Annotated in this window: 22 protein-coding genes; 12 read left to right on the forward strand and 10 right to left on the reverse strand. The window is 60.9% G+C overall.

Annotated elements, in window-relative coordinates; genetic code table 11:
- Positions 1–18 precede the first annotated feature (18 nt).
- The 5 genes from JFU47_RS28755 to JFU47_RS33330 form a co-directional block, all read right to left on the reverse strand.
- Positions 19–957 carry a quinoprotein relay system zinc metallohydrolase 1 gene (locus tag JFU47_RS28755; RefSeq protein ID WP_201187525.1) on the reverse strand — a complete coding sequence of 313 codons (939 nt, stop codon included), beginning with the start codon at positions 955–957 and terminating at the stop codon, positions 19–21.
- 16 nt (positions 958–973) lie between these two features.
- On the reverse strand, positions 974–1735 hold the full coding sequence (locus JFU47_RS28760) for a quinoprotein dehydrogenase-associated SoxYZ-like carrier (RefSeq protein ID WP_201187527.1): 762 nt from the start codon (positions 1733–1735) through the stop codon (positions 974–976).
- On the reverse strand, positions 1735–2610 hold the full coding sequence (locus JFU47_RS28765) for a substrate-binding periplasmic protein (RefSeq protein ID WP_201187529.1): 876 nt from the start codon (positions 2608–2610) through the stop codon (positions 1735–1737). The genes JFU47_RS28760 and JFU47_RS28765 overlap by 1 nt, the downstream gene beginning before the upstream one ends.
- 3 nt (positions 2611–2613) lie before the next feature.
- Entirely contained in the window at positions 2614–3075 is a 462-nt protein-coding gene (gene pedF, locus JFU47_RS28770) for a cytochrome c-550 PedF (RefSeq protein ID WP_123364413.1), read from the reverse strand.
- Between the two features lie 393 nt (positions 3076–3468).
- Positions 3469–3591 carry a hypothetical protein gene (locus JFU47_RS33330; RefSeq protein ID WP_008149743.1) on the reverse strand — a complete coding sequence of 41 codons (123 nt, stop codon included), beginning with the start codon at positions 3589–3591 and terminating at the stop codon, positions 3469–3471.
- A 158-nt stretch (positions 3592–3749) separates the two neighbouring features.
- On the opposite strand from JFU47_RS33330, the gene JFU47_RS28775 reads away from it, so the two are divergent.
- From JFU47_RS28775 to JFU47_RS28800, 6 genes are all read left to right on the forward strand, one after another.
- Positions 3750–4934, forward strand: coding sequence for an ABC transporter substrate-binding protein (locus JFU47_RS28775; RefSeq protein ID WP_201187531.1), 1185 nt, complete (start codon positions 3750–3752; stop codon positions 4932–4934).
- A 30-nt stretch (positions 4935–4964) separates the two neighbouring features.
- Entirely contained in the window at positions 4965–5924 is a 960-nt protein-coding gene (locus JFU47_RS28780) for a YVTN family beta-propeller repeat protein (RefSeq protein ID WP_140679191.1), read from the forward strand.
- Positions 5921–6652: an ABC transporter ATP-binding protein gene (locus JFU47_RS28785; RefSeq protein ID WP_201187533.1), complete on the forward strand. Its 732-nt coding sequence runs from the start codon at positions 5921–5923 to the stop codon at positions 6650–6652. Before JFU47_RS28780 ends, JFU47_RS28785 begins: the two co-directional genes overlap by 4 nt.
- Positions 6649–7440: an ABC transporter permease gene (locus JFU47_RS28790; protein WP_008149735.1), complete on the forward strand. Its 792-nt coding sequence runs from the start codon at positions 6649–6651 to the stop codon at positions 7438–7440. Before JFU47_RS28785 ends, JFU47_RS28790 begins: the two co-directional genes overlap by 4 nt.
- Positions 7441–7666: 226 nt before the next feature.
- Complete coding sequence (locus tag JFU47_RS28795; RefSeq protein WP_201187535.1) at positions 7667–8224, forward strand: PQQ-dependent catabolism-associated CXXCW motif protein; 558 nt, start codon at positions 7667–7669, stop codon at positions 8222–8224.
- A 56-nt stretch (positions 8225–8280) separates the two neighbouring features.
- A complete protein-coding gene (locus JFU47_RS28800; RefSeq protein WP_008149733.1) occupies positions 8281–8943 on the forward strand; it encodes a response regulator transcription factor in 663 nt (220 codons plus the stop codon).
- A gap of 38 nt (positions 8944–8981) precedes the next feature.
- Here the strand turns inward: JFU47_RS28800 and nahK are convergent, their stop codons facing one another.
- The 4 genes from nahK to JFU47_RS28820 form a co-directional block, all read right to left on the reverse strand.
- The gene (nahK, locus tag JFU47_RS28805; protein WP_201188520.1) at positions 8982–11576 is read right to left on the reverse strand and encodes a hybrid sensor histidine kinase/response regulator NahK/ErcS'; all 2595 of its coding nucleotides are present in this window, start codon (positions 11574–11576) and stop codon (positions 8982–8984) included.
- A complete protein-coding gene (nosP, locus tag JFU47_RS28810; protein WP_140679200.1) occupies positions 11545–12708 on the reverse strand; it encodes a nitric oxide-sensing protein NosP in 1164 nt (387 codons plus the stop codon). The genes nahK and nosP overlap by 32 nt, the downstream gene beginning before the upstream one ends.
- A 335-nt stretch (positions 12709–13043) precedes the next feature.
- A complete protein-coding gene (locus tag JFU47_RS28815) occupies positions 13044–14228 on the reverse strand; it encodes a porin (protein WP_140679202.1) in 1185 nt (394 codons plus the stop codon).
- 210 nt (positions 14229–14438) lie between these two features.
- Positions 14439–15245, reverse strand: a complete 807-nt coding sequence (locus JFU47_RS28820) for a sulfite exporter TauE/SafE family protein (RefSeq protein WP_201187537.1) — start codon at positions 15243–15245, stop codon at positions 14439–14441.
- A 160-nt stretch (positions 15246–15405) separates the two neighbouring features.
- Between JFU47_RS28820 and JFU47_RS28825 the strand changes: the two genes are divergently transcribed.
- Complete coding sequence (locus JFU47_RS28825) at positions 15406–16269, forward strand: MBL fold metallo-hydrolase (RefSeq protein WP_201187540.1); 864 nt, start codon at positions 15406–15408, stop codon at positions 16267–16269.
- A 125-nt stretch (positions 16270–16394) separates the two neighbouring features.
- On the opposite strand, the gene bkdR is transcribed toward JFU47_RS28825, so the two are convergent.
- Positions 16395–16880, reverse strand: coding sequence for a Bkd operon transcriptional regulator BkdR (gene bkdR, locus JFU47_RS28830; protein ID WP_046048920.1), 486 nt, complete (start codon positions 16878–16880; stop codon positions 16395–16397).
- 185 nt (positions 16881–17065) lie between these two features.
- On the opposite strand from bkdR, the gene JFU47_RS28835 reads away from it, so the two are divergent.
- The 5 genes from JFU47_RS28835 to JFU47_RS28855 all read left to right on the forward strand — a co-directional run bounded on the left by JFU47_RS28835 (position 17066) and on the right by JFU47_RS28855 (position 23353).
- Complete coding sequence (locus tag JFU47_RS28835) at positions 17066–18301, forward strand: 3-methyl-2-oxobutanoate dehydrogenase (2-methylpropanoyl-transferring) subunit alpha (protein WP_201187542.1); 1236 nt, start codon at positions 17066–17068, stop codon at positions 18299–18301.
- A gap of 1 nt (position 18302) precedes the next feature.
- Complete coding sequence (locus JFU47_RS28840) at positions 18303–19361, forward strand: alpha-ketoacid dehydrogenase subunit beta (protein WP_123364425.1); 1059 nt, start codon at positions 18303–18305, stop codon at positions 19359–19361.
- Positions 19362–20633: a dihydrolipoamide acetyltransferase family protein gene (locus JFU47_RS28845; RefSeq protein WP_201187544.1), complete on the forward strand. Its 1272-nt coding sequence runs from the start codon at positions 19362–19364 to the stop codon at positions 20631–20633.
- Between the two features lie 17 nt (positions 20634–20650).
- Positions 20651–22033 (forward strand): dihydrolipoyl dehydrogenase, encoded by a 1383-nt coding sequence (gene lpdA / locus JFU47_RS28850; protein ID WP_201187546.1) that lies wholly within the window; start codon positions 20651–20653, stop codon positions 22031–22033.
- Between the two features lie 300 nt (positions 22034–22333).
- Positions 22334–23353, forward strand: coding sequence for a branched-chain amino acid aminotransferase (locus JFU47_RS28855; RefSeq protein ID WP_201187548.1), 1020 nt, complete (start codon positions 22334–22336; stop codon positions 23351–23353).
- Positions 23354–23369 lie beyond the last annotated feature (16 nt).

The raw sequence follows: 23369 nt of genomic DNA on the forward strand, positions 1-23369 counted from the left end.
ACAGGGGTTTTGTGTTGATCATTTGTGCGCGGCGGAATCGACACGGGTCATCTGCCCGCGCTCGTAACGCGGATACAAATGGCTGACGCTGCGGATCAGCTCGTAACGACTCAGGCTGATCCCGGCGAAACGTTCGGGAATGGGACTGCGGATCATCTCGGCCATGTCGCTGCCGTTGGCGGCGCCATCGCGCATGAGCTGGTCGAGCCAGGTCAGGTAGTCGCGCATTTGCTCGAACGGTTGTTGATTGCTGGCCACCGGCCCATGGCCGGGGACGATCAGCGTCCACGGCAAGCCTTGAAGCGTGGCGATGTCCGCCAGCCACACCGCCAAACCCGGACTGTTGGGCGTGGTCAGCGCCCGTTGGTAAAACACCAGGTCCCCGGCAAACAGCACGCCGGTTTTCTGGTCGAGAATAGCCAGATCCGCGCCCGTGTGCCCACCCAGGCCCAGCAGACGCAGATCGTGATTCCCAAAACTTCGCACACCGGGTGTCAGCGTCCGGGTCGGCAACACCACCTCGGTGCCGCGCATCCAGTCGCCCACCAGGCGATACATGTTCTCGGCCATGGCATCGCCCTGCTGGTGCAGCAGCTCAGTAGTGCCGGCCAGCGCCCCAATCGGCACGTCACTGAAGGCCTGGTTGCCGAGTACATGATCAGGATGATGATGGGTCAGCAGCACCTCGATCACCGGTTTGTCGGTGGTCGCAGCAATCGCCTTGCGCATCGCTTCGCCGTAGCGTTTCGACGGCCCGGTGTCGATCACCACCACACCCTGCTCAGTAACGATGAACGCGGTGTTGACGATGTTGCCGCCATTGGCCTTGGCGAAATTGTCGGTGCTGCCTTCCAGCAGCCAGGTGTCTTCGGCGATCTGTCGGGGCTTGAGTGTGTATTCAAGATCGGCCAAGGCCGGCAGGCTCAGACCGATGAACAACAGCAGCATCCAGCGCATCGCGCGCTCCTTTGGGTCAGGGTATGGCCGCATCGAATTGGTTGCCGCTGTTGTCGCGCAGCATCAGGCGCGTCTGCCCCGCCCCTTCGATGTCGAAGGCCAGGTTGGGGTTTTCGCTGACAGCAGGAAACAGCTCAAGACGCGCCAGCAGTTGATCGTTCTGATCCCGCAGTTCGGCATGGTTGATGAAGAATTCCGGGATGCCACTGACCATGCCGTTGTCCATCGGATGCGCCACCTGCAAACGCACGCGACTGAATTCGCCACGGGGATAACGACCGCCCAGCACTTCGCCGATGTGGTCCTCCCAACCTGGCTGGGTACGCACCACACTCGGCGCCGTGCAACCGCCGCCGGCCGCGTCGATCAGCGTCGAGCCGACATGCCACAACCCGTCACGGGTCAGCACCGCCGCGCGCAACGGCGTGGCCTGTTCGATACGGATGCGGATCGACAGCCAGGGCAGCACCCGGTCCAGCGGCTGGAAATCGACAATTTTCGGCAAAGGGTTGAGCTCTGCCCAGGCGAGGATTTTCACCACTTCGCCTTTGAACGAGCGCGCGTCGATTTCCAGTGGCACTTGCCGGGCGTCTTCGGCGAACGGAGGCGCCAGCAGCTTGACCCGCTCGTCGAAAACGAACGGCGCATCGCCGAGCATTTGCTTGTGATAGAAGGCCCACATCACCGAGGGCACCGGGTCTTTGCCCGGGTCGATGTCCACGGCGTGCTCGGCGATGGGTAACCAACAGGCCAACAGACAACCCACTCGCCAGTTCACTATTGATACATCTCGGGCACGTCATAGCGCAGGCCGTAATGACCATAAATGGTCTTGACCGAGCCCTCGCGGATCAAGACTTCCAGTGCCTCTTCCACGGCATAGGCTAGTTGACGGTTGCTTTCATGCACCGCCATGCCGATCTCCCAAAGCTGCTTGCCCATGTTCGGGTAGGCGTTTTCTGCCAGCGCCACTTGCGGGTCCGCCGCTTCATGCACTTGCCAGTCGATCTCGCCGCGCATGGCCATGACGGCGTCGACTTCACCGGCCTTCATGGCGGCAAATGCCTGGGGCACGCCGGGATAGTGGTGGGTTTTGCCGGCAAGCATGCCGTTGAACACCGAGGTCAGGTAGAACGACGGCACACTGTCGACTTCGACGCCGATCGGGTGGTGCTCGAACACGGCGACGCTACCGACTTTGTCCAGCCGGCGGCGGTCATAGGCAACCTGCCATTGTTCGTTCTGGTACGGCCCGAACATCACCACATGGCCGTTTTCCAGCTCACCCAGCTCATTGCGTTTCTGCGCGTAGTCGCGGTCGTACGGCACGCGCATCATCAGGTCGGCCAATTGCAGGTCGTGCAACTGACTGGCACGCCAGATGTAATCGCGCAGGTCGTCATCGAGCTTCTCGCCGGCCGGCGCCCAAATCAAAGTGAGCCGCACGCCGAGGGCCTTGGCCAATGCCTCGGCGAGTTCGACATCCACGCCACGGGCCTGGCCGGCGTCTTCAAAACTGTAGGGGGCGAAGTCCTTGTAGACCGCCACTTTCAGCTCCCCGGCGGCGATCATTTCGTCATAGGTACGGACCTGCGCCTGCACTGCCTGGCAGCACAGCAACACAGCGCTGATCAACACAGCGAGCAGGCGCATGGGTTACTCCTCGACGTGAACGCTGTCCAGATAAGTACGTACCGCCCACAAGGCTTCCTGGCTCAGGTAGTCGGCCATCTTCGGCATGTACACCCGGCCGTCACGCACAGCGCCGTGGCGCACCCGTTCGACGAACCATTCATCACCGGCATCAGCGACATCGAGCAAGCGCAAATCGGGGGCGATGCCACCGGATTTGGCTTCCAGGCCATGACAGGCCGCACAGTTCTGGTTGTACGCCGAGGAGCCGATTTCCAGGGCCTTATCGTGTTCCGGGGAGGTGCGGTAAGGGTTCACCGATGCCCAACCATCGGCATCGACCGATACGCCGGCGTCCTTGATTGGGGTCAGGCCCGGAGTTTCCACCGCTTGCGGCACCACGTTGCCGTGAGCCCAGACGGAACCTGCGCTGATAAAGCCGGCCAGCAGACCGGCAACGAGTAAGGCGTTGCGTTTTGTTGTCATTGTTATGCCCTCTTGGTTGCACGCAAAACCTCTTCGAAGAGGCTATGACCCCCATCTTAGGAAGGGCTTCGCGCAAGCCCCATGCTGCTTTGGTGGGCGCGGTCTAGTTCCTTGGTAGTAGGGCTTGTGGTGCATATCCGAATCAAGTGCCTGAGGGAATTCTTCCCGGCCGAAAGAAGCAGACAGATCAAAAGATCGCAGCCTTCGGCAGCTCCTACAGTTGATCGGTGTACACCGACCACTCAACAGGCCGAGCGTTAGCTCGCCTGCAGCTTTTGATGTTGACGCACCGCCCCTCGAGAGGCCGAGCGCAGGTTCTGCGCAGTGGGCTGATTGACGACAGTCGTGCCACTGCAACAACCCAGAGCGTGATCCGCCACGGGGCCGACACGCCTAGCGCCCCGGTGTCATGGGCAAGACCAGCAACGGCGCGGGACGCGGGCCGTGGAGCTTGTCGACGCCGATCAGGGTCAGGATCAACAGCAACGGCAGGAGCAGCGCTTTGAGAATTCGCATGATCGATCGCCTCCAGAGTGATGGCCGTTGTTGTCCATGCTAAAACCGCGCCACCCCGGGCGAGTTACTACCTTGGTACTGGCTCACTGGTACTTTCTGCATATTTCCTTCTGCCTCACAGCGTTCCTATGCTGGCGCTACCTGTAATGGAGTGCCTTATGCGCCAGCTTGCCCCTTACGCCCTGATCTATCTGTTGGCGATTGCCTGCGCCGCCGGGTTGGCGACCCAGAGCCAGGCCGCCGACGCGCCGTTGCAAGTGCAGATCGGCTACCTGGGCTATCGCCCTGACCCGGGCCCGTTGCTGTCGAACGTCATTCCCGAGCCGGTCGATGCCGGGTTGCGTGGCGCCGAACTGGCAATCACTGACAGCAACAGCACCGGGCGTTTCCTGAACCAGAGCTACAACCTGGTCAGCGCCAACGTTGACAATCCGGATGCCTTGGTCGAAGCGGCCAAGGCTCTACATGAACAAGGTCTGCGCCTGTTTGTCGTCAACGCACCGGCCGCCAGCCTGCGCCAACTCAGCGCCGTGCTACCCGACAGTTTGCTATTCAACGCCGGCAGCCCAGACGACAGCCTGCGCACCACCGACTGCCTGCCGAACGTGCTGCACAGCCTGCCGAGCCGGGCGATGCTCGCCGATGCGCTGGCGCAATTTCTGGTGGTGCGCAAATGGCAACGGGCGCTGCTGATCGTCGGCCCGACCCCGGACGATCAAGCCTATGCGGCCGCCCTGCGCCGCGCCGCCAAACGCTTCGGCCTGAAACTGGTCGCGGAAAAAGCCTGGAGTTTCGACAACGATCAGCGCCGCAGCGCCCAGGCCGACATGCCGCTGTTCACCCAGACCGCCGAGTACGACGTGGTGCTGGTGGCGGATGAACGGGGCGATTTCGGCGAATACGTGCCCTACCAGACCTGGTACCCACGGCCGGTCGCCGGCACTCAGGGTCTGACCCCGGTGGGCTGGCACAAAACCGTGGAGACCTACGGCGCCGCCCAGTTGCAGAAACGTTTCGAAGCCCTGACCGGACGCTGGATGAATGACCGCGATTTTGCGGCCTGGATCGCCGTGCGCAGCATCGCCAGTGCCGTGAGCAAACTGCGTCAGGTCGATCCGGTGGCGATCCGTACGCTTGAGATCAGCGATCAATTACCGCTGGACGGCTTCAAGGGTCGCAAGCTCAGTTATCGGCCGTGGAACGGCCAGTTGCGCCAACCCATTCCCATCGTGCAGCCCCGGGCGTTAGTCAGCACGTCGCCGCAAGACGGCTTCCTGCACCCCTTCAACGAAATGGACAGCCTCGGTTACGACAAGGCCGAAGTCACCTGCCGTTTTCCCTGACCCGATAATTAAAACAACAAGGAATCTGCCATGCGCCGCACCCTGCTTTCCTGCGCCCTGCTGCTCGCCGCCGGGCACGCCGCTGCCAGCACCGCCTGGGTCTCCAACGAAAAGGACAACAGCCTGAGCCTGATCGACCTGCAAACGCTGCAAGTCACCGACACCCTGCCCGTCGGCCAGCGCCCCCGCGGTCTGCTGTTGTCCCACGACAACAAGCTGCTGTACATCTGCGCCAGCGACTCGGACCGGGTCCAGGTGATGGACGTGGCCACGCGCAAGATCATCAAGGAACTGCCCTCGGGCAAAGATCCTGAACAGTTCGCCCTGCACCCGAATAATCGCTGGCTGTACGTTTCCAACGAAGACGATGCGCTGGTGACGGTGATCGACACCGAAACCTCCAAGGTGCTGAGCCAGATCAACGTCGGCGTCGAACCCGAAGGCATGGCCGTCAGCCCCGACGGCAAGTGGGCGGTGAACACCAGCGAAACCACGAATATGCTGCACTGGATCGACACCAGCACCCAGACCCTGGCCGATAGCACCCTGGTGGATCAGCGCCCGCGCTTCGTCGAGTTCACACCCGATGGCTCGAAGCTCTGGGCTTCGGCGGAAATCGGCGGCACGGTGACGATTCTCGACGTCGCCACCCGCAAGATCCTCAAGACCCTGACCTTCCAGATCAAGGGCGTGCACCCGGATAAGGTTCAACCGGTGGGCATCAAACTCAGTGCCGACGGCAAGTACGGTTTCGTCGCCCTCGGCCCGGCCAATCATGTGGCGGTGATCGACGCCAAGACCTTCGAAATTCTTGATTACCTGCTGGTCGGCCGGCGTGTCTGGCAGATGTCGTTCACCCCGGATCAAAAACAACTGCTGGCCACCAACGGCGTCAGCGGCGATGTGTCGGTGATCGACGTCGACAGCCTCAAGGTCACCAAGTCTATCAAGGTCGGGCGTTATCCGTGGGGCGTGGTGGTGACCCCATGAACGCACTCGAAGTCAGCGAGCTGAGTTTCGCTTATGGTGCGAAAGAGGCATTGCGTCAGGTGAATTTCAGCTTGGCGCCCGGCCGTTTCGCGGCACTGCTGGGGCCGAACGGCGCGGGCAAATCGACGCTGATTGCCCTGCTCACAAGGCTCTACGATGTGCAGCGCGGTGACATCCGCATCGGTGGTTGTTCACTGCGCAACGCAGCGCGCCCGGCGCTCAAGCAATTGGGCGTGGTGTTTCAGCAAAGCACGTTGGACCTGGACCTCAGCGTCGAGCAAAACCTGCGTTATCACGCCGCGCTGCATGGAATGTCCCGCCGCCAGACCGGCCTGCGGGTCGACGCCGAACTGGCCCGCCAAGCCTTGACCGAACGCCGTCGCGAGCGGGTCCGCGAACTCAATGGCGGGCACCGTCGCCGGGTGGAAATCGCCCGCGCGTTGCTGCATGAGCCACGCCTGCTGCTGCTCGACGAAGCCAGCGTTGGCCTCGACCCGGCCAGTCGGCTGGCGCTCAATCAACACATTCGCAGTTTGTGCCGCGAGCAAGGTATCAGTGTGCTTTGGACCACTCACTTACTCGATGAAGTACAGCCGAGCGACGACTTGTTGATCCTGCATCAGGGCCGGCTCGTCGCCAGCGGCCAAGCCGACGCCCTGAGCCTGGAGCACGGTGGTGACCTGGGTTCAGCCTTCACTCGACTGACGACCTCAGGAGCCGCGCAATGAATGCCTACTGGCAGTGTTTCAGCGGCATCGTGCTGCGTGAATGGCTGCGCTTTGTGTTGCAGCGCACGCGGTTTCTCAGTGCGCTGGTGCGGCCGTTGCTGTGGCTGCTGGTGTTCGCCGCCGGTTTTCGTGCGGCCCTCGGGATCGCGATCATCGAGCCCTACGACACCTACATTCCCTACGAGGTCTACATCATTCCTGGCCTTGCCTGCATGATCCTGCTGTTCAACGGCATGCAAGGTTCGCTGTCGATGGTCTACGACCGGGAAATGGGCAGCATGCGCGTGCTGCTGACCAGCCCCCTGCCCCGAACCTTCTTGCTGTGCAGCAAGTTGTTGGCCACTTCGCTGATCTCGCTGTTGCAGGTGTATGCCTTTCTGGCAATTGCCTGGGTGTACGGCGTGCAGCCACCGGCCATGGGGCTGTTGATCGCCTTGCCGGCGTTGCTGCTGGTGGCGTTGATGCTCAGCGCGCTGGGCCTGTTGCTGTCCAACGCGATCCGTCAGCTGGAGAACTTTGCCGGGGTGATGAATTTCGTGATCTTCCCGCTGTTTTTCCTGTCGTCGGCGCTGTATCCGCTGTGGAAGATGCGCGAGTCCAGCGAGTGGTTGTACTGGTTGTGCGCCCTGAACCCGTTCACCCATGCGGTGGAACTGGTGCGGTTTGCCTTGTATGAACGCTTCAATCCGTTGGCGCTGGCGGTGTGCGTCGGGCTGACGCTGGTGTTTGCCCTGCTCGCCGTACTCACCTTCAACCCGCAACACGCAGCCCTACGCAAAACCAACTGACAACACAGTTCCAATGTGGGAGCGAGCCTGCTCGCGAAAGCGGAGTGTCAGTCGACATCAATGCTGGATGTGATGGCCTCTTCGCGAGCAGGCTCGCTCCCACAGGGGGATTTGTGTTGAACAGTCCGAAATTACTACTTTAGTACTGGTTTCCCTGTCTATCGTCGCATTCCAATCGCACCGAGACTGGCATGTAATAGGTTCATAACTATAAGGATTGAACCCCATGCCGCGTGCCCGACGTCGTCTGCTACGCCCTTCTCTCGTTGCGCTGTCGCTGAGCCTGTTCCTGGGCGCCGCGCAGGCCGAAACACCGCTGTTCTCCACCGACGGTTATCGCATCGGCCTGTACCGCAGCCCGACCCCGAATCAAGTCCAGGGCGCCGGCATCATCGATACCGCGGCCCTGCAGACCCTGCTGACCCAGACACCGCGTCCGGTGCTGATCGACGTCTACCGCCGGCAGTGGTTGCAAGGACGTTTCATCGAGGACCAGCCCCACGAAAACCTCCCCGGCAGCCATTGGCTGGCCAATACCGGCGACGGTGACCTGACGCCCGACTGGCAGGACTATTTTGCGCGTAAGCTGAGCACATTGACCGCAGGTGATCTCGCGCAACCGCTGGTCTTCTACTGCCGCTCCGATTGTTGGCTGAGCTGGAACGCCGTGAAGCGCGCCGCCGCCATGGGCTATAAGACTCTGTATTGGTATCGCGACGGCCTGGACGCCTGGCAGGCCGCCAACCTGCCCGTAACGCCCGCCCAGCCCGAGCCCTTCCCCTGACCTTTATGCGTGCGAGTTGTTGCCACACCCTAATCAAAATAATGAGGTGAAAGGCTATGTACAAAATTCTGATTGCCGACGATCACCCGCTGTTTCGCGAAGCCATTCATAACGTCATCAGCGATGGTTTTCCGGGCAGCGAGGTGATGGAAACCGCCGACCTCGACAGCGCTCTGGTGCTGACACAGGAACACGACGACCTGGACCTGATCCTGCTCGACCTGAACATGCCCGGCATGCACGGCCTCAACGGCCTGATCAACCTGCGTAACGAGGCGCCGACCATTCCGGTGGTGATCGTCTCGGCCGAACAGGACAAACAAGTCGTGCTGCAAGCCATCACTTACGGCGCGGTGGGTTTCATCACCAAATCCTCGCCACGGGTGCAGATGACCGAAGCCATCCAGCAGATCCTCAATGGCAATGTCTACTTGCCGCCGGACATCATCCGCACGCAAAAATGCGGTACAAGGCGCATGAACGATGCCCCGAGCTTCCCACCTGAACTGCTCCAGGCCTTGACCCGCAAACAGTTGCTGGTGCTCGAACGCATGACCAAGGGCGAGTCGAACAAACAGATCGCCTACACCCTGGAAATCGCCGAAACCACGGTCAAGGCCCACGTCTCGGCGATCCTGCGCAAACTCAATGTGCACAACCGGGTGCAGGCGATCTTGAGTGCGGGCGACATTGATTTCGGGTCTTACTTACGCCGCTGAAACCGAGTCGCCCCTTTCGCGAGCAGACGCCAGTGAAATCAAGGCCTGCCGAGCAAATGACTCATTGCCGTCTTGAGCTTCATCGGCCGCACCGGTTTGTGCATCAGGGTGTGGCCCAGTTCGCGGATCTGCTGTTTGAGTTCGTTGCTGTAGTTGGCGGTGATCATCATTGCCGGAATCGCCGAACCGCGTCGGGCGTTAATCCGGGCCACGGCATCGACGCCGTTCTGATCGTCATTCAGGTGATAGTCGGCGATCAGCAAATCGGCTTCTTCGTGATAGTTGTCCACTTGCCGCGCCAGGTCCTGCTCCGACAGTGCCGTCACCACCAGACACCCCCACCCTTCGAGCAACGTGCGCATGCCGGCGCAAATGGCCGCGTCGTTATCCAGCACCCACACCCGCGCCCCACGCAGACGTTCAAGCATCGGCTCACTCATCAGCAGGCTCGGTAGCGCCTTGGGTGCGGTGGCGCTGAGCGGCACTTCAACCGAGAACATCGAGCCTTTGCCCGGCCATGAACGCACATGAATGCGGTGACCGAGAATCCCGGCAATCTTTTCCACGATCGCCAGGCCCAGACCTAACCCGCGATCCTGATCCGGACGCTGCACATCACCACGCTTGAATTCCTGAAAAATCTCTTCGAGGCGGTTTTCGGCAATGCCCATGCCGCTGTCCCAGACCTCAATCGACAGGCGCTGGTGATGACGCCGACAACCGAGCACTACACGACCGCTGTAGGTGTAGCGAATGGCGTTGCTCAACAGATTTCGAAGAATCCGCGCCAGCAACTGAATGTCGCTGCGCACCAGTGCCGAACAGGGGATGAAATGCAGCTCCAGGCCTTCACTGCGAGCCACCTGGGTGTACTCGGCCGCGAGGTTTTCCAGCAGTTCGCTCAGGGCAAACGGCGCAATGTCGGCCTTGATCACCCCGGCATCCAGTTTGGAAATGTCCACCAGCGTACCCAGCAGGTTCTCCACGTCTTCCAGGGAGTTGCTGACATTGCGCACCAAAATGGCATTGGCCACCGGCTCCCGCCGTTCGAGCAACGCGCTGGTGAACAGCCGCGCAGCGTTAAGCGGTTGCAGCAGGTCATGACTGACGGCAGCGAGAAACTTGGTCTTCGACAGGTTGGCCTGTTCGGCTTCGAGTTTGGCTTCACGCAGGCGAGATTCCGCCCGCCGACGCTCATCGATCTCACGCAGCAACTGGTCATTGAGCGTGGTCAGTTCCGCCGTGCGTTCGCGCACCCGCAACTCAAGATTCTGATAGGCCTGGTGCAGCGCTTCGGCGGTGCGGCGGCGTTCGGTGATGTCGCGGATCAGCACGAAAATCCCCACCACTTCCCCGGTGGCCAGGCGATTGGGTACGTAGGAGCGCAGCATGTAGCGCTCCTGGTTGTTGATGTTGGTTTCAGCGACCTCGAACGTCACGCTCTCACCGGCCAGGGCCCGGGCCACGTAGGCTTCCAGGCGCTGGTAATGCTGTTCGCTGTGGACTTCGCGCAGGCTCTGCCCAAGCATCACGCCCCGAGGCCAGCAATACCATTCTTCATACACCTTGTTGGTGAACTCGTAGACCAGATCGGCATTCAGGTAGGCAATCAGCGCTGGCACATGGTCGGTGATCAGGCGAATCCAGCGCTCGCTTTCACTCAGCGCTTCGGCGTGTTGGTAGCGTTCGGTGATGTCGGTGAAGGTGTTGACGAAACCACCGGTGGGCAACGGATGGGTGCGGATTTCCAGCACCCGGCCATCGTAGAGGCGCTGCTCGCATTCCTGCACGTGCCGCCCGTTCAGATCCCGACTGGCCGGGGTCAGCAGATTCAACTCGCTGTCGCCGATCACTTCGGCAAACGGACGATGGGCCGCCACCGGGGCCAGGCCGCTGAGCTCGAGGAAACGCCGGTTCCACAACTCCAGAATGCCCTCTGCGTTGACCATGGCCACGCCTTGGGACAGGTTGTCGACCGCCCGTTGCAACAAATGCGATTTCTGCGCCACGGCCTGCTCGCGGCGCACGGTTTCGCTGAGTTTGACGTCGGTAATGTCGGTGAACAGGATCACCCGCCCGCCTTCCTGGGTCGGCCGCTCGCTGACCTGCAACCAGCGACCGTCCTGCAGGCGATAGAGCAGGTTTTCGTCGGCATGCCCACGGGGCTCTTCAGTGAACAGCCCGGTGGCGGACATCAGCCGCTTGACCTCGGCCAGGCGCATGCCGGCGTTAATCCGCACCCGGCTATTGCCCCAGAACGCCTTGAAACGGCTGTTGAACAGCACGATTCGCTGATCGGCATCGAACAGCACAAAAGCGTCGGAAATGCTCTCGATGGCATCGATCAAGTGTTGGTGCGCAGTTTCCGCCCGCAGCCGCGCTTCGCTGAGCAAGTGGTTGCCTGACTTGAGTTCGGCCATGGCCTGGTTCAGGGCGTCGGTGCGTTCGCGCACCTGTTCGGCCAGCACCACCGAATGCTGGAACGCCGCGTACGGGTCATTGCCGCGGGTGATGCCGGACTCGATCCGCTCGATCAGCGCGCCATTGATGCGCTGCAATTTGTGGTTGTCGTGGCGCAGGCTGGCGATTTGCGCCTGAAGCTCAGCGATGTCCAGGGGACCGGCCTCGGGCAATGGCAACCCCGGTGAAGGTCTGGTTGATGTGCATGCCATTGAACTGTTCTCCGTAGGTGTTGAAACCCATCACCCGTTGGTCACGCAAAAACGTTCCGATCTGCTCCAGACTGCCGCCGTCTTCCAGTTCCAGACGCCTGAGAAAGCAGTCGCAGCCGATGGTCAGTAATAGATCGCCGAGGCGCTCCTGCAAGCCTTCGAACAGGGTTTGCAGATTCGGCAGCATCGGGCCTGGCGTCATGACGGTGAGGACGATGCCGTTTTCCACCGCGCAGTAGAAACTCAGGCTCAGGTCGGGATGAACCTGCTGAATTGCCCGTACGTAATACTGATCGTTGATCCGCACGGCCAAGGGGTGCGCGGCGAAGATCCGATGATCGAGCTCAGCCACCGGCACACCGATGTGCCGGGCGTACTCCTCGGCGGCCGGCTCGGCATTGAGTTCAAAGACCCGGCGCGAGGCGCTGTCGGCCCCGGTGACCACCAGTTTTTCCGCCCGAGGCAGGATGTGGTGAGTGGTGAAGACTTCGAAGTCGAGCCAGGTGTTGACCAGCACCACCACCGCCGCGCCGCTGTGAAACTCGCCATTAAAATAGACGTGGGTGTGGGTCAGCCGGTTGTCGTCACCAGCCGAGCCGCCGAAATGCGGGATATCGCCCAGTGCCGCGCTCAGGGCGGCAAGGACCATTTCTTCGCGACTGGACAGGCCATCGAGCAAGGTCAGGGCAAAGCTGTTGCCCTTGATCGGTGCCAGGGTGTTGCTGCGACAGCCACTGACCAGGCGCTCGACCATTTGCTGGGCGTCGATCAGGCTGAAACGCTCCATCTCGCAGATCAGTTCGGCGTCGATGGAAAAATGCCGGTGGTCGAAGCCCACCGCAGTCACGCAATTGCGACCGTAGCCCAGGGGTGTGATTTCCCCGGCGCTGGTGCAGCCCACCAAACGAATACCGCCGAAGCTTTGTTGCAAGGCCTGACCCAGCGCCTGCAAGTCGTACTCGGCGGAACAGAAAAACAGCACGAAGCCCAAGTGCGGATGCAACAACTGTCGCGCCAGCTCCTGAGCCACTTGCTGGGCATCGGTGGCCAGGGACATTGCACTGACCACACCTTCACTCTGGACCTGCTGCATTATCGCCTCCCGCAGGTGCGCCTGTATGAGGTTCGAGTGTACGAAGCCTGTGAGCTGCGACGTATGCTACTTGGGTAGCGGGTAGCCGCTTCGATGGGATGAGAGTCGGATAACCATTCAGGCGCGATCCACACTCCGTAGCAGCTGTCGAGCCTGCGAGGCTGCGTTCGGCTGCGCAGCAGTCGCAAAACCTGAGTGCGAGGTTTTCCTGAAACACCGCATTGTCTGATTTCACGACTGCTGCGCAGCCGAACGCAGCCTCGCAGGCTCGACAGCTGCTACGGAGCCGAGCTTAGGCTTCAAAAGCGGCTACGAGCTCACTCAGCACGATGGACTTACCAGGTCAGCACCGCCCCCACCGCAAAGGTGTCGGTGTCTTCGTCCTGGGCATTGGTATCGTGGCCGTTGATTGCGAACTGGTTGTACTCGGCCACCAGCTTGAGGTTGTCGTTGACGTCATGGAACAGCGCAATGCCGCGGGTCTCGTAGTCCGCGCCGCTGCCGACCACGCCGTTGCCGTCGTCGTTGGTCTTGCCGTAAGACAACGCCAGGCGGTTCTTGCCCAGTTTGTAGGAGCCCTGCAGCAGGTAACCGTCACTGTCGACATTGCGCAGGACCGGCTCGCCGGCGTTGTTGGTAAAGAACGGGTTGATGCCCTTGGCCTGGAAGCCGGAGCCGGTCAGCGACAGCCCACCCATCTTCGCCTGCACGCCATAGCCGACGCCTTTGGAGGTGACGGACTGGACGGTGGAATCGGTATTGTCCGACGTCTGGTAGCTGCCGTTGACCCAGCTATAGATCTTTGCCCCGGCGAGGTCGAACTGATAGGTGATCTCGCTCTCGGTACGCGGGTTTTCCTGGTAAGCCTTGCCTGTCGGACTGCTGTCGTTGGTGTCCACCGGGTCCATGATCCCCACGGCCACCCGCAATCCCTCCATCACCGGCGTGCGGTAGGTGATCTGTGAAGTCGGGAACGGATACGGATAGCCCGTGCCGATGTTGCCGAACGACACCCCGCCACCGTCCACCAGCCCCAGGGTATCGCTGACCTGGCCGTAACCGGCGAGCATTTCATCCAGCAGAATGTTGGAGCGGGCGAACAGGCCGAAGTCCTTGCCGATCAGCACCTCGCCCCACTCCGGGTTGGCCACGGTGCCGTAGAACTGCCGCACGTCGATGGCGGTGTCGGTGCCGTTGGTTTCGCTGTCGTTGATGGTCACCCAGAAGGAGGACCGGGCGCCGAGCTTGAGGTCATCGACCTGCTTGCTCATGTTGAAGCCCAGATAGTTGGGCAGAAAACCCATCTTCACCCGCGCCTGTCGCCGGTCGAACTGGTCGCCGGCACGGTCCACTTTGCTGTTCACATAGAAGGCGTTGATGTAGCCGTCGGTGGAAAACGTGGTCTGATCCTTGTCGTACAGCACGATCTCGGCTTCGGCCATCGTGCTCAAACCGAGGGTCGAGAGGCTGGCGATGAAGGCAGGCAAGAAACGATGCTTGAAGTTCTTATTGTTGTGCATGACGCGCTCCGCAGCGGGGGGACTGGATGTCGGAGGCGATTATCGAAAGCTGACCGGCGGCGTCATACGCTGCCTTGGAGGCGGATGTCAGGTGCTTTGGAGTGGCCGGTGATGCGCGGCAAGTTGGGTGTAAGACCGTCCGTCGACGAGGCCCGGAACTTAGGGTGTACGCCTGTGGAACGGACTGGCGTCCACAGGAACCGGTACTCGTTAGACGCCCGCTCTAAACAGCATGTAAGCGGCGACCACAACACAGATGCTGGCGAAGCTGATTTGCAATCCTCGGGCCGGGACTCGCGCGCAAAGCTTTCGGCCAATGATCATGCCGACGATGCTCGCGACGATAAACGCCACGCCCAAACCGTCGATTCGCACCCCGGCGTGAAACGCGCCGATCACACCGATGGCGGAAATCAGGCTGATCACCATCAACGACGTGGCGACGATTCCGCGCATCTGCACATCGGTCAGTTGCTTGAACGCCGGGACGATCAGGAAGCCGCCACCGACCCCGAGCAGCCCGGAGACCACACCGGTCACAGCGCCCAGAGCCGCGAGGGTCGCGGTGCACTTGGCGGTCCAGGAAAAGCGTCCGGTCTGCTGATCGAGCATGCAGTTCTTCTGGCCCCAGTTGGCGTGGCCGTGGTCGCTTGGACCTTCGTCCTGGCGCTCACGACGCAGCATCCGCCAGGCCACCATGACCATCAGCAGGCTGAACAGAATCATCAGGATTTTTTCCGGCAACTGATGGGCGAAGTAGATGCCGATCGGCGAAAAAATCGCCCCCAGCAGGGCGATCAGCAACGCTGCGCGGTAGCGCACCAGGCCATGGCGCAACCCGTCAATGGCGCCGACAGCCGCCGCACTGCCCACCGCGAACAGTGCGACCGGCGCGGCTTGCGTCATGGTCCAGCCCAACCCCAACACCAACGCCGGCACCGCAAGAATGCCGCCACCGGCTCCGGTCAAACCGAGTACCAACCCCATCACCACGCCAAAAAAACTCGCCAGCAACATAAAACACTCGTGATCTGCGAAAAAAGCCGGGAACGCCCGGTATCGATGACTGACAGGATAGAGCTCGCGCAGCTTTTTTCCTTCTTTGAATTGAATCGGGCTGGCCAGCGCAGGGAAAATGAAACTACCCTCATGACTTGTCCAGAAAGAAACGGCCACCATGTCCGCCTTGATTGAAGCTTTTTTAGACCCTGCCTCGTCGACCTTCAGCTACGTCATCTACGAGCACGATGGCGGGCACTGCGCCATCGTCGACCCGGTGCTCGACTACGACCCCGCTGCCGGGCGAACCGCCACCACCCAGGCCGACAAGATCATCGCCTTCGTTCGCCAACATCAGCTGCAGGTGCAATGGCTGCTGGAAACCCACGCCCATGCCGATCACCTGTCCGCCGCACCGTATCTGCGTCGGGAACTGGGCGGGAAGATTGCGATTGGTCAGTCGATCAGCAAGGTTCAGGGCGTGTTCAAGGCCCTGTTCAACCTTGAGCCGGAATTTCGCAGTGACGGTTCGCAGTTCGACCATCTGTTCGCGCCGGACGAATCGTTCATGATCGGCAACCTCAAGGCCACGGCCCTGCATGTTCCCGGCCACACGCCAGCGGACATGGCCTATCTGATCGACAGCGATGTGATTCTGGTGGGCGATACGCTGTTCATGCCGGACGTGGGCACCGCGCGCTGCGACTTTCCCGGCGGCAACGCCAACCAGATGTTTGCCTCGATCCACAAACTGCTGGCCTTCCCGGCCAGTGTCCGACTTTACGTCTGCCACGATTACCCGCCCGCAGACCGCGAACATCAGTGCATGAGCACAGTGGGCGAGCAGCGCAAAAGCAACATTCACATCCATGACGGTATCGACGAAGCCGCATTCGTCGCCATGCGCACCGGGCGCGATGCCGGGTTGGGTATGCCGACGCTGTTGCTGCCGGCGATTCAAGTGAATGTGCGGGCGGGGAATTTGCCGCCGGCCGAGGACAATGGCGTCACCTACCTGAAAATCCCTCTGAATAAACTCTAACGTTTGATCGTTCCCACGCTCCGCGTGGGAATGCATCCCCTGACGCTCTGCGTCACTTCCCGAAGCGGAACGCGGAGCGTCCCTGGCGGCATTCCCACGCGGAGCGCGGGAACGATCAATCTGCCCTAGGCGAGGGTCAGGCCGTTGGCCGGCAACGGCAGCGCCGTTTTATAGCGCACCTGCTTGAGCGCAAAGCTCGAGCGGATGTTGGCGACGCCGGGGACTTTGGTGAGGAAGTCCATCATGAAGCGCTCCAGCGACTGAATGGTCGGCACCAGCACCCGGATCAAATAGTCCGGGTCGCCGGCCATCAGGTAGCACTCCATCACCTCCGGGCGATCCGAGATCGCTTCCTCGAAATGCTGTAACGCTTCCTCCACCTGTTTTTCCAGGCTGACATGAATGAACACGTTCACATGCAGCCCCAGCAGCTCGGCATCCAGCAGCGTCACTTGCTCACGAATCAGGCCCAATTCTTCCATCGCCTTGACCCGGTTGAAGCACGGGGTTGGCGACAGGTTGACCGAGCGTGCGAGGTCGGCGTTGGTGATGCGCGCGTTCTCCTGAAGGCTGTTCAAAATGCCGATATCGGTACGGTCCAGTTTGCGCATGAGACAAAACCACCTGTTTTTTATGTTTATGCAGATTTTTTATCCTCAAATGATCGCCAACGCAACGAAACAGAGAGAAATATTCTTCTTGGCCCGGCCTATGATTGTTGTAGGACAAGATTTCTTTCATCGAAGAATGACCGTCAGCTCACTACAAGAAATTCACAAGATCGAGCGTAGAAGCCATGAACCAAGCGTACGAACCGCTGCATCTGCACGTTCCCGAACCATCGGGCCGTCCTGGCTGCAAAACCGACTTTTCCTACCTGCGTCTGACCGACGCCGGCACGGTGCGCAAACCCCCAATTGACGTTGAACCGGCCGACACCGCTGATCTGGCCAAGGGCCTGATTCGCGTGCTCGATGACGAGGGCAATGCCCTCGGTCCATGGGCGGAAGGCGTGCCGGCCGAGATCCTGCGTAAAGGCATGCGCGCCATGCTCAAGACGCGGATCTACGACAACCGCATGGTGGTCGCCCAGCGTCAGAAAAAAATGTCGTTCTACATGCAGAGCCTTGGCGAAGAAGCCATCGGCAGCGGCCAGGCCCTGGCGCTGAACGTCGATGACATGTGCTTCCCGACGTACCGCCAGCAAAGCATCCTGATGGCGCGGGAAGTGCCGCTGGTGGACCTGATCTGCCAGCTGCTGTCCAACGAGCGTGATCCGCTCAAGGGACGTCAGCTGCCAATCATGTATTCGGTCAAAGACTTCGGCTTCTTCACTATTTCCGGCAACCTCGCCACCCAATTTGTACAAGGCGTGGGCTGGGGCATGGCCTCGGCGATCAAGGGCGACACCAAAATCGCCTCGGCCTGGATCGGCGACGGCGCTACCGCTGAATCCGACTTCCATACCGCCCTCACCTTCGCCCACGTTTACCGTGCGCCAGTGATCCTCAACGTGGTCAACAACCAGTGGGCAATCTCCACGTTCCAGGCGATTGCCGGTGGTGAAGCGACTACCTTTGCCGGTCGTGGCGTCGGTTGCGGCATTGCCTCCCTGCGGGTCGATGGCAACGATTTCGTCGCGGTCTACGCCGCCTCTGCCTGGGCCGCCGAACGCGCCCGCCGCAACCTCGGCCCGACCATGATCGAATGGGTCACCTACCGCGCCGGTCCGCACTCAACTTCTGATGATCCGTCCAAATACCGTCCTGCCGACGACTGGAGCTACTTCCCGCTGGGCGACCCGATTGCGCGCCTGAAGCAGCACCTGGTGAAAATCGGTCAGTGGTCCGAAGAGGAACACGTCGCCGTCAGCGCCGAACTGGAAGCCGAAGTGATTGCCGCGCAGAAAGAAGCCGAGCAGTACGGCACCCTCGCCGGCGGCCAGATTCCAAGCGCCGCGACCATGTTCGAAGACGTCTATAAAGAGATGCCGGAGCACTTGAAGCGCCAGCGTCAAGAGTTGGGGATCTGACATGAACGATCACAACAACAAAATCGAGTTGGAAACCGCCATGACCACGACCACCATGACCATGATCCAGGCCCTGCGCTCGGCCATGGATGTGATGCTTGAGCGTGACGACAACGTCGTGGTGTTCGGCCAGGACGTCGGCTACTTCGGCGGCGTGTTCCGTTGCACCGAAGGCCTGCAGACCAAGTACGGCACCTCCCGGGTGTTCGATGCGCCGATCTCCGAAAGCGGCATCGTCGGCGTTGCCGTGGGCATGGGTGCCTACGGTCTGCGCCCGGTGGCCGAGATCCAGTTCGCCGACTACGTTTACCCGGCGTCGGACCAGATCATTTCCGAAGCCGCCCGCCTGCGTTATCGCTCGGCCGGCGAGTTCACTGCCCCGATGACCTTGCGCATGCCTTGCGGCGGCGGCATCTACGGCGGCCAGACCCATAGTCAAAGTATCGAGGCGATGTTTACCCAGGTCTGCGGCTTGCGCACGGTTATGCCGTCCAACCCTTACGACGCCAAAGGCCTGCTGATCGCCTCCATCGAAAACGATGACCCGGTGATCTTCCTCGAGCCAAAACGCCTGTACAACGGCCCGTTCGACGGCCACCACGACCGCCCTGTAACGCCGTGGTCGAAACACCCGGCCGCGCAAGTACCGGACGGTTACTACACCGTGCCGCTGGACGTCGCCGCCATCACCCGTCCGGGCAAGGACGTGACCATCCTGACTTACGGCACCACCGTTTACGTGTCGCAAGTGGCGGCTGAAGAAACCGGCATCGACGCTGAAGTCATCGACCTGCGCAGCTTGTGGCCGCTGGATCTGGAGACCATCGTCAAGTCGGTGAAGAAAACCGGCCGCTGCGTGATCGTTCACGAAGCGACCCGCACCTGCGGCTTCGGCGCCGAACTGGTCGCCCTGGTGCAAGAGCACTGCTTCCACTACCTGGAAGCGCCTATCGAACGCGTCACCGGTTGGGACACTCCCTACCCGCACGCACAAGAGTGGGCGTATTTCCCTGGTCCGTCCCGAGTGGGCGCGGCTTTGCATCGGGTTATGGAGGTCTGAATGGGCACGCACGTTATTAAAATGCCGGACATTGGTGAAGGCATTGCAGAAGTTGAATTGTCGGTTTGGCACGTCAAAGTCGGCGACATGGTCGTCGAAGATCAGGTACTCGCCGATGTCATGACCGACAAGGCGATGGTCGACATTCCTTCGCCGGTGAACGGCAAAGTGATTGCGCTGGGCGGTGTGCCCGGCGAAGTCATGGCGGTTGGCAGCATCCTGATCAGCATTGAAGTCGAAGGCGCGGGCAACGTTAAAGAGTCGGCTCAGCCTGCACCTGTAAAAGAAGTGCCGGTTGCGGCACCGAAAGTTGCCGTCGCAGTTGAAAGCAAACCGGTTGCCGCTGCAGCGCCGGGAGCTGCCGTATGCCAGGGCCCAATGGTTGCTCGCGAAGCGGATGAACGTCCGCTGGCCTCACCGGCCGTGCGCAAACATGCGCTGGACCTCGGTATCCAGTTGCGCCTGGTGCGTGGCACCGGCCCTGCAGGTCGGGTGCTGCACGAAGACCTCGATGCCTATCTGGCCCAGGGTCAGCAGCCGCAATCCACCGCTGCCGCCGCTTACGCCCAGCGCAACGACGAAGAACAAATCCCGGTCATCGGCATGCGCCGCAAGATCGCCCAGCGCATGCAGGACGCCACTCAGCGCGCCGCTCACTTCAGTTACGTCGAAGAAATCGACGTCACCGCCGTTGAAGAACTGCGCGCTCATCTGAACGAAAAACACGGCGCGACCCGCGGCAAGCTGACCTTGCTGCCGTTCCTGGTCCGCGCGTTGGTCGTTGCCCTGCGCGACTTCCCGCAAGTCAACGCCCGTTACGACGACGAAGCCCAGGTCATCACCCGCCTCGGCGCGGTGCATGTGGGCATCGCCACCCAAGCCGACATCGGTTTGATGGTGCCAGTGGTCCGTCACGCCGAAACCCGCAGCCTGTGGGACAGCGCTCAGGAAATTTCTCGCCTCGCTACCGCTGCCCGCAATGGCAAGGCCAGCCGCGATGAATTGTCCGGTTCGACCATCACCCTGACCAGCCTCGGCGCCTTGGGCGGTATCGTCAGCACCCCGGTGCTGAACTTGCCGGAAGTGGCGATCGTGGGCGTCAACAAAATCGTCGAACGCCCGATGGTCGTCAAAGGCCAGATCGTGATTCGCAAGATGATGAACCTCTCCAGCTCCTTCGATCACCGCGTGGTCGATGGCATGGACGCGGCGCAATTCATCCAGGCCATTCGTGGCTTGCTCGAACAACCCGCAACCTTGTTTGTGGACTAATTTTTAGTGGAGCAGGCATGCAAACTTTAAACACCACGCTGCTGATCATCGGCGGTGGCCCTGGCGGTTATGTGACGGCGATTCGTGCCGGTCAACTGGGCATCTCGACCATTCTGGTTGAAGGCGAATCGTTGGGCGGCACTTGCCTGAACATCGGCTGCATTCCGTCCAAGGCGTTGATCCACGTCGCCGAACAGTTTCACCAGACGCAGCACCACAGCCAGCACTCGGCGCTGGGCATCAGCGTGTCGGCGCCGACGCTCGATATCAGCAAGAGTGTCGAGTGGAAGGACGGCATCGTTGATCGCCTGACCACGGGCGTTTCGGCGCTGCTGAAAAAGAACAAAATCCAGGTTATTCAAGGTTTTGCGAAAGTCATTGACGGTAAAACCGTAGAAGTCGGCGACACGCGCATTCAGTGCGAGCACCTGGTGCTGGCCACCGGTTCGAAAAGTGTGAACCTGCCGATGCTGCCGATTGGCGGCCCGATCATCTCTTCTACCGAAGCCCTGGCGCCGACGTCTGTGCCGAAACGGCTGATCGTGGTCGGTGGCGGTTACATCGGTCTGGAGCTGGGGATTGCCTATCGCAAGCTCGGTGCCGAGGTCAGCGTGGTCGAGGCTCAGGATCGCATCCTGCCGGCCTACGACGCCGAACTCACACAGCCTGTGCATGACGAACTGAAAAAACTCGGCATAAAGCTTTACTTGAAGCACAGCGTCCAAGGCTTTGATTCTGTTAGTAATACACTGCAAGTTCTTGACCCGGATGGCGACATCCTGAACCTGGAAACCGATCAGGTACTGGTGGCCGTCGGCCGCAAACCGAACACCCAGGGTTGGAACCTCGAAGGTTTGAACCTGGACATGAACGGCTCGGCGATCAAGATCGACAACCGCTGCCAGACCAGCATGCGTAACGTGTATGCCATTGGCGACGTGAGCGGCGAACCGATGCTCGCGCACCGGGCCATGGCTCAGGGCGAGATGGTTGCCGAACTGATCAGCGGTAAATCCCGCGAGTTCAACCCGACTGCCATCGCTGCCGTGTGCTTTACCGACCCGGAATTGGTGGTGGTCGGCAAGACCCCGGACGACGTCAAGGCGGCTGGTCTGGACTGCATCGTTTCCAGCTTCCCGTTTGCGGCCAATGGTCGGGCGATGACGCTGGAATCGAAAAGCGGCTTCGTACGGGTCGTGGCTCGGCGTGACAATCATGTGATTGTTGGCTGGCAGGCGGTCGGTGTGGGTGTTTCGGAGTTGTCGACTGCTTTTGGCCAGAGCCTGGAAATGGGCGCCCGACTGGAAGACATCGCCGGCACCATCCACGCGCATCCGACACTCGGCGAAGCGGTACAGGAAGCGGCGCTGCGGGCCCTTGGCCACGCGTTGCACCTGTAACGACGAACGCAAAACCCTGTAGCAGCTGTCGAGCACCGCGAGGCAGCGTTCGGCGACGAAGTCGTCGTAATTCGCCCCACGCGGTCTACATAAAAGAACGCGATGGCCGGTTTTGCGACGACTTCGTCGCCGAACGCTGCCTCGGGGTGCTCGACAGCTGCTACATCGGGTGCATCGATGGTCGCAGAGATCGAATTGCGGGCTGCGTAACAGGCCCGGAATGAAGTATTGTTGTCCCCATCCAGAAAAACGTCAGAAGCCTTGAACCGTTTCGGCGGTTGTTAAGTGATAGAGGGTGTCATGGGTAACGAAAGCATCAATTGGGACAAGTTGGGTTTTGACTACATCAAGACAGACAAGCGCTATCTGTCGCACTGGCGTAATGGCGAGTGGGACAAAGGCACCCTGACCGAAGACAATGTGCTGCACATCAGCGAAGGTTCCACTGCCCTTCACTATGGCCAGCAATGCTTCGAAGGGCTGAAGGCCTATCGTTGCAAGGACGGTTCGATCAACCTGTTCCGCCCGGACCAGAATGCCGCACGCATGCAACGCAGCTGCGCGCGCCTGCTGATGCCACAGGTGTCCACCGAACAGTTCGTCGAAGCCTGCAAGGAAGTGGTCCGCGCCAACGAGCGTTTCATCCCGCCTTACGGCACCGGCGGCGCGCTGTACCTGCGTCCGTTCGTGATCGGCGTGGGTGACAACATCGGCGTGCGTACCGCCCCCGAGTTCATCTTCTCGATCTTCGCCATCCCGGTCGGTGCCTACTTCAAGGGCGGCCTGACCCCGCACAACTTCCTGATCTCCAGCTACGACCGCGCCGCCCCACAAGGCACCGGTGCAGCCAAGGTCGGTGGTAACTACGCGGCCAGCCTGATGCCAGGTTCCCAGGCCAAGAAAGCCCACTTCGCCGACTGCATCTACCTGGACCCGATGACCCACACGAAAATCGAAGAAGTCGGCTCGGCCAACTTCTTCGGGATCACCCACGACAACAAGTTCGTGACCCCGAACTCGCCGTCGGTCCTGCCAGGCATCACCCGTCTGTCGTTGATCGAGCTGGCAAAGTCGCGTCTGGGCCTGGAAGTGGTCGAAGGCGACGTGTTCATCGACAAGCTGTCCGACTTCAAGGAAGCCGGTGCTTGCGGTACTGCCGCGGTGATCACCCCGATCGGCGGCATCAGCTACAACGACAAACTGCATGTGTTCCACAGCGAAACCGACGTCGGCCCGGTCACCCAGAAGCTCTACAAAGAGCTGACGGGCGTACAGACCGGCGACATCGAAGCGCCAGCGGGCTGGATCGTCAAGGTTTGATTTGACGGGGCCTGAT

Origin of the sequence: Pseudomonas sp. TH39(2020) (assembly GCF_016650715.1) — a bacterium.
GTDB lineage: Bacteria > Pseudomonadota > Gammaproteobacteria > Pseudomonadales > Pseudomonadaceae > Aquipseudomonas > Aquipseudomonas mandelii_C.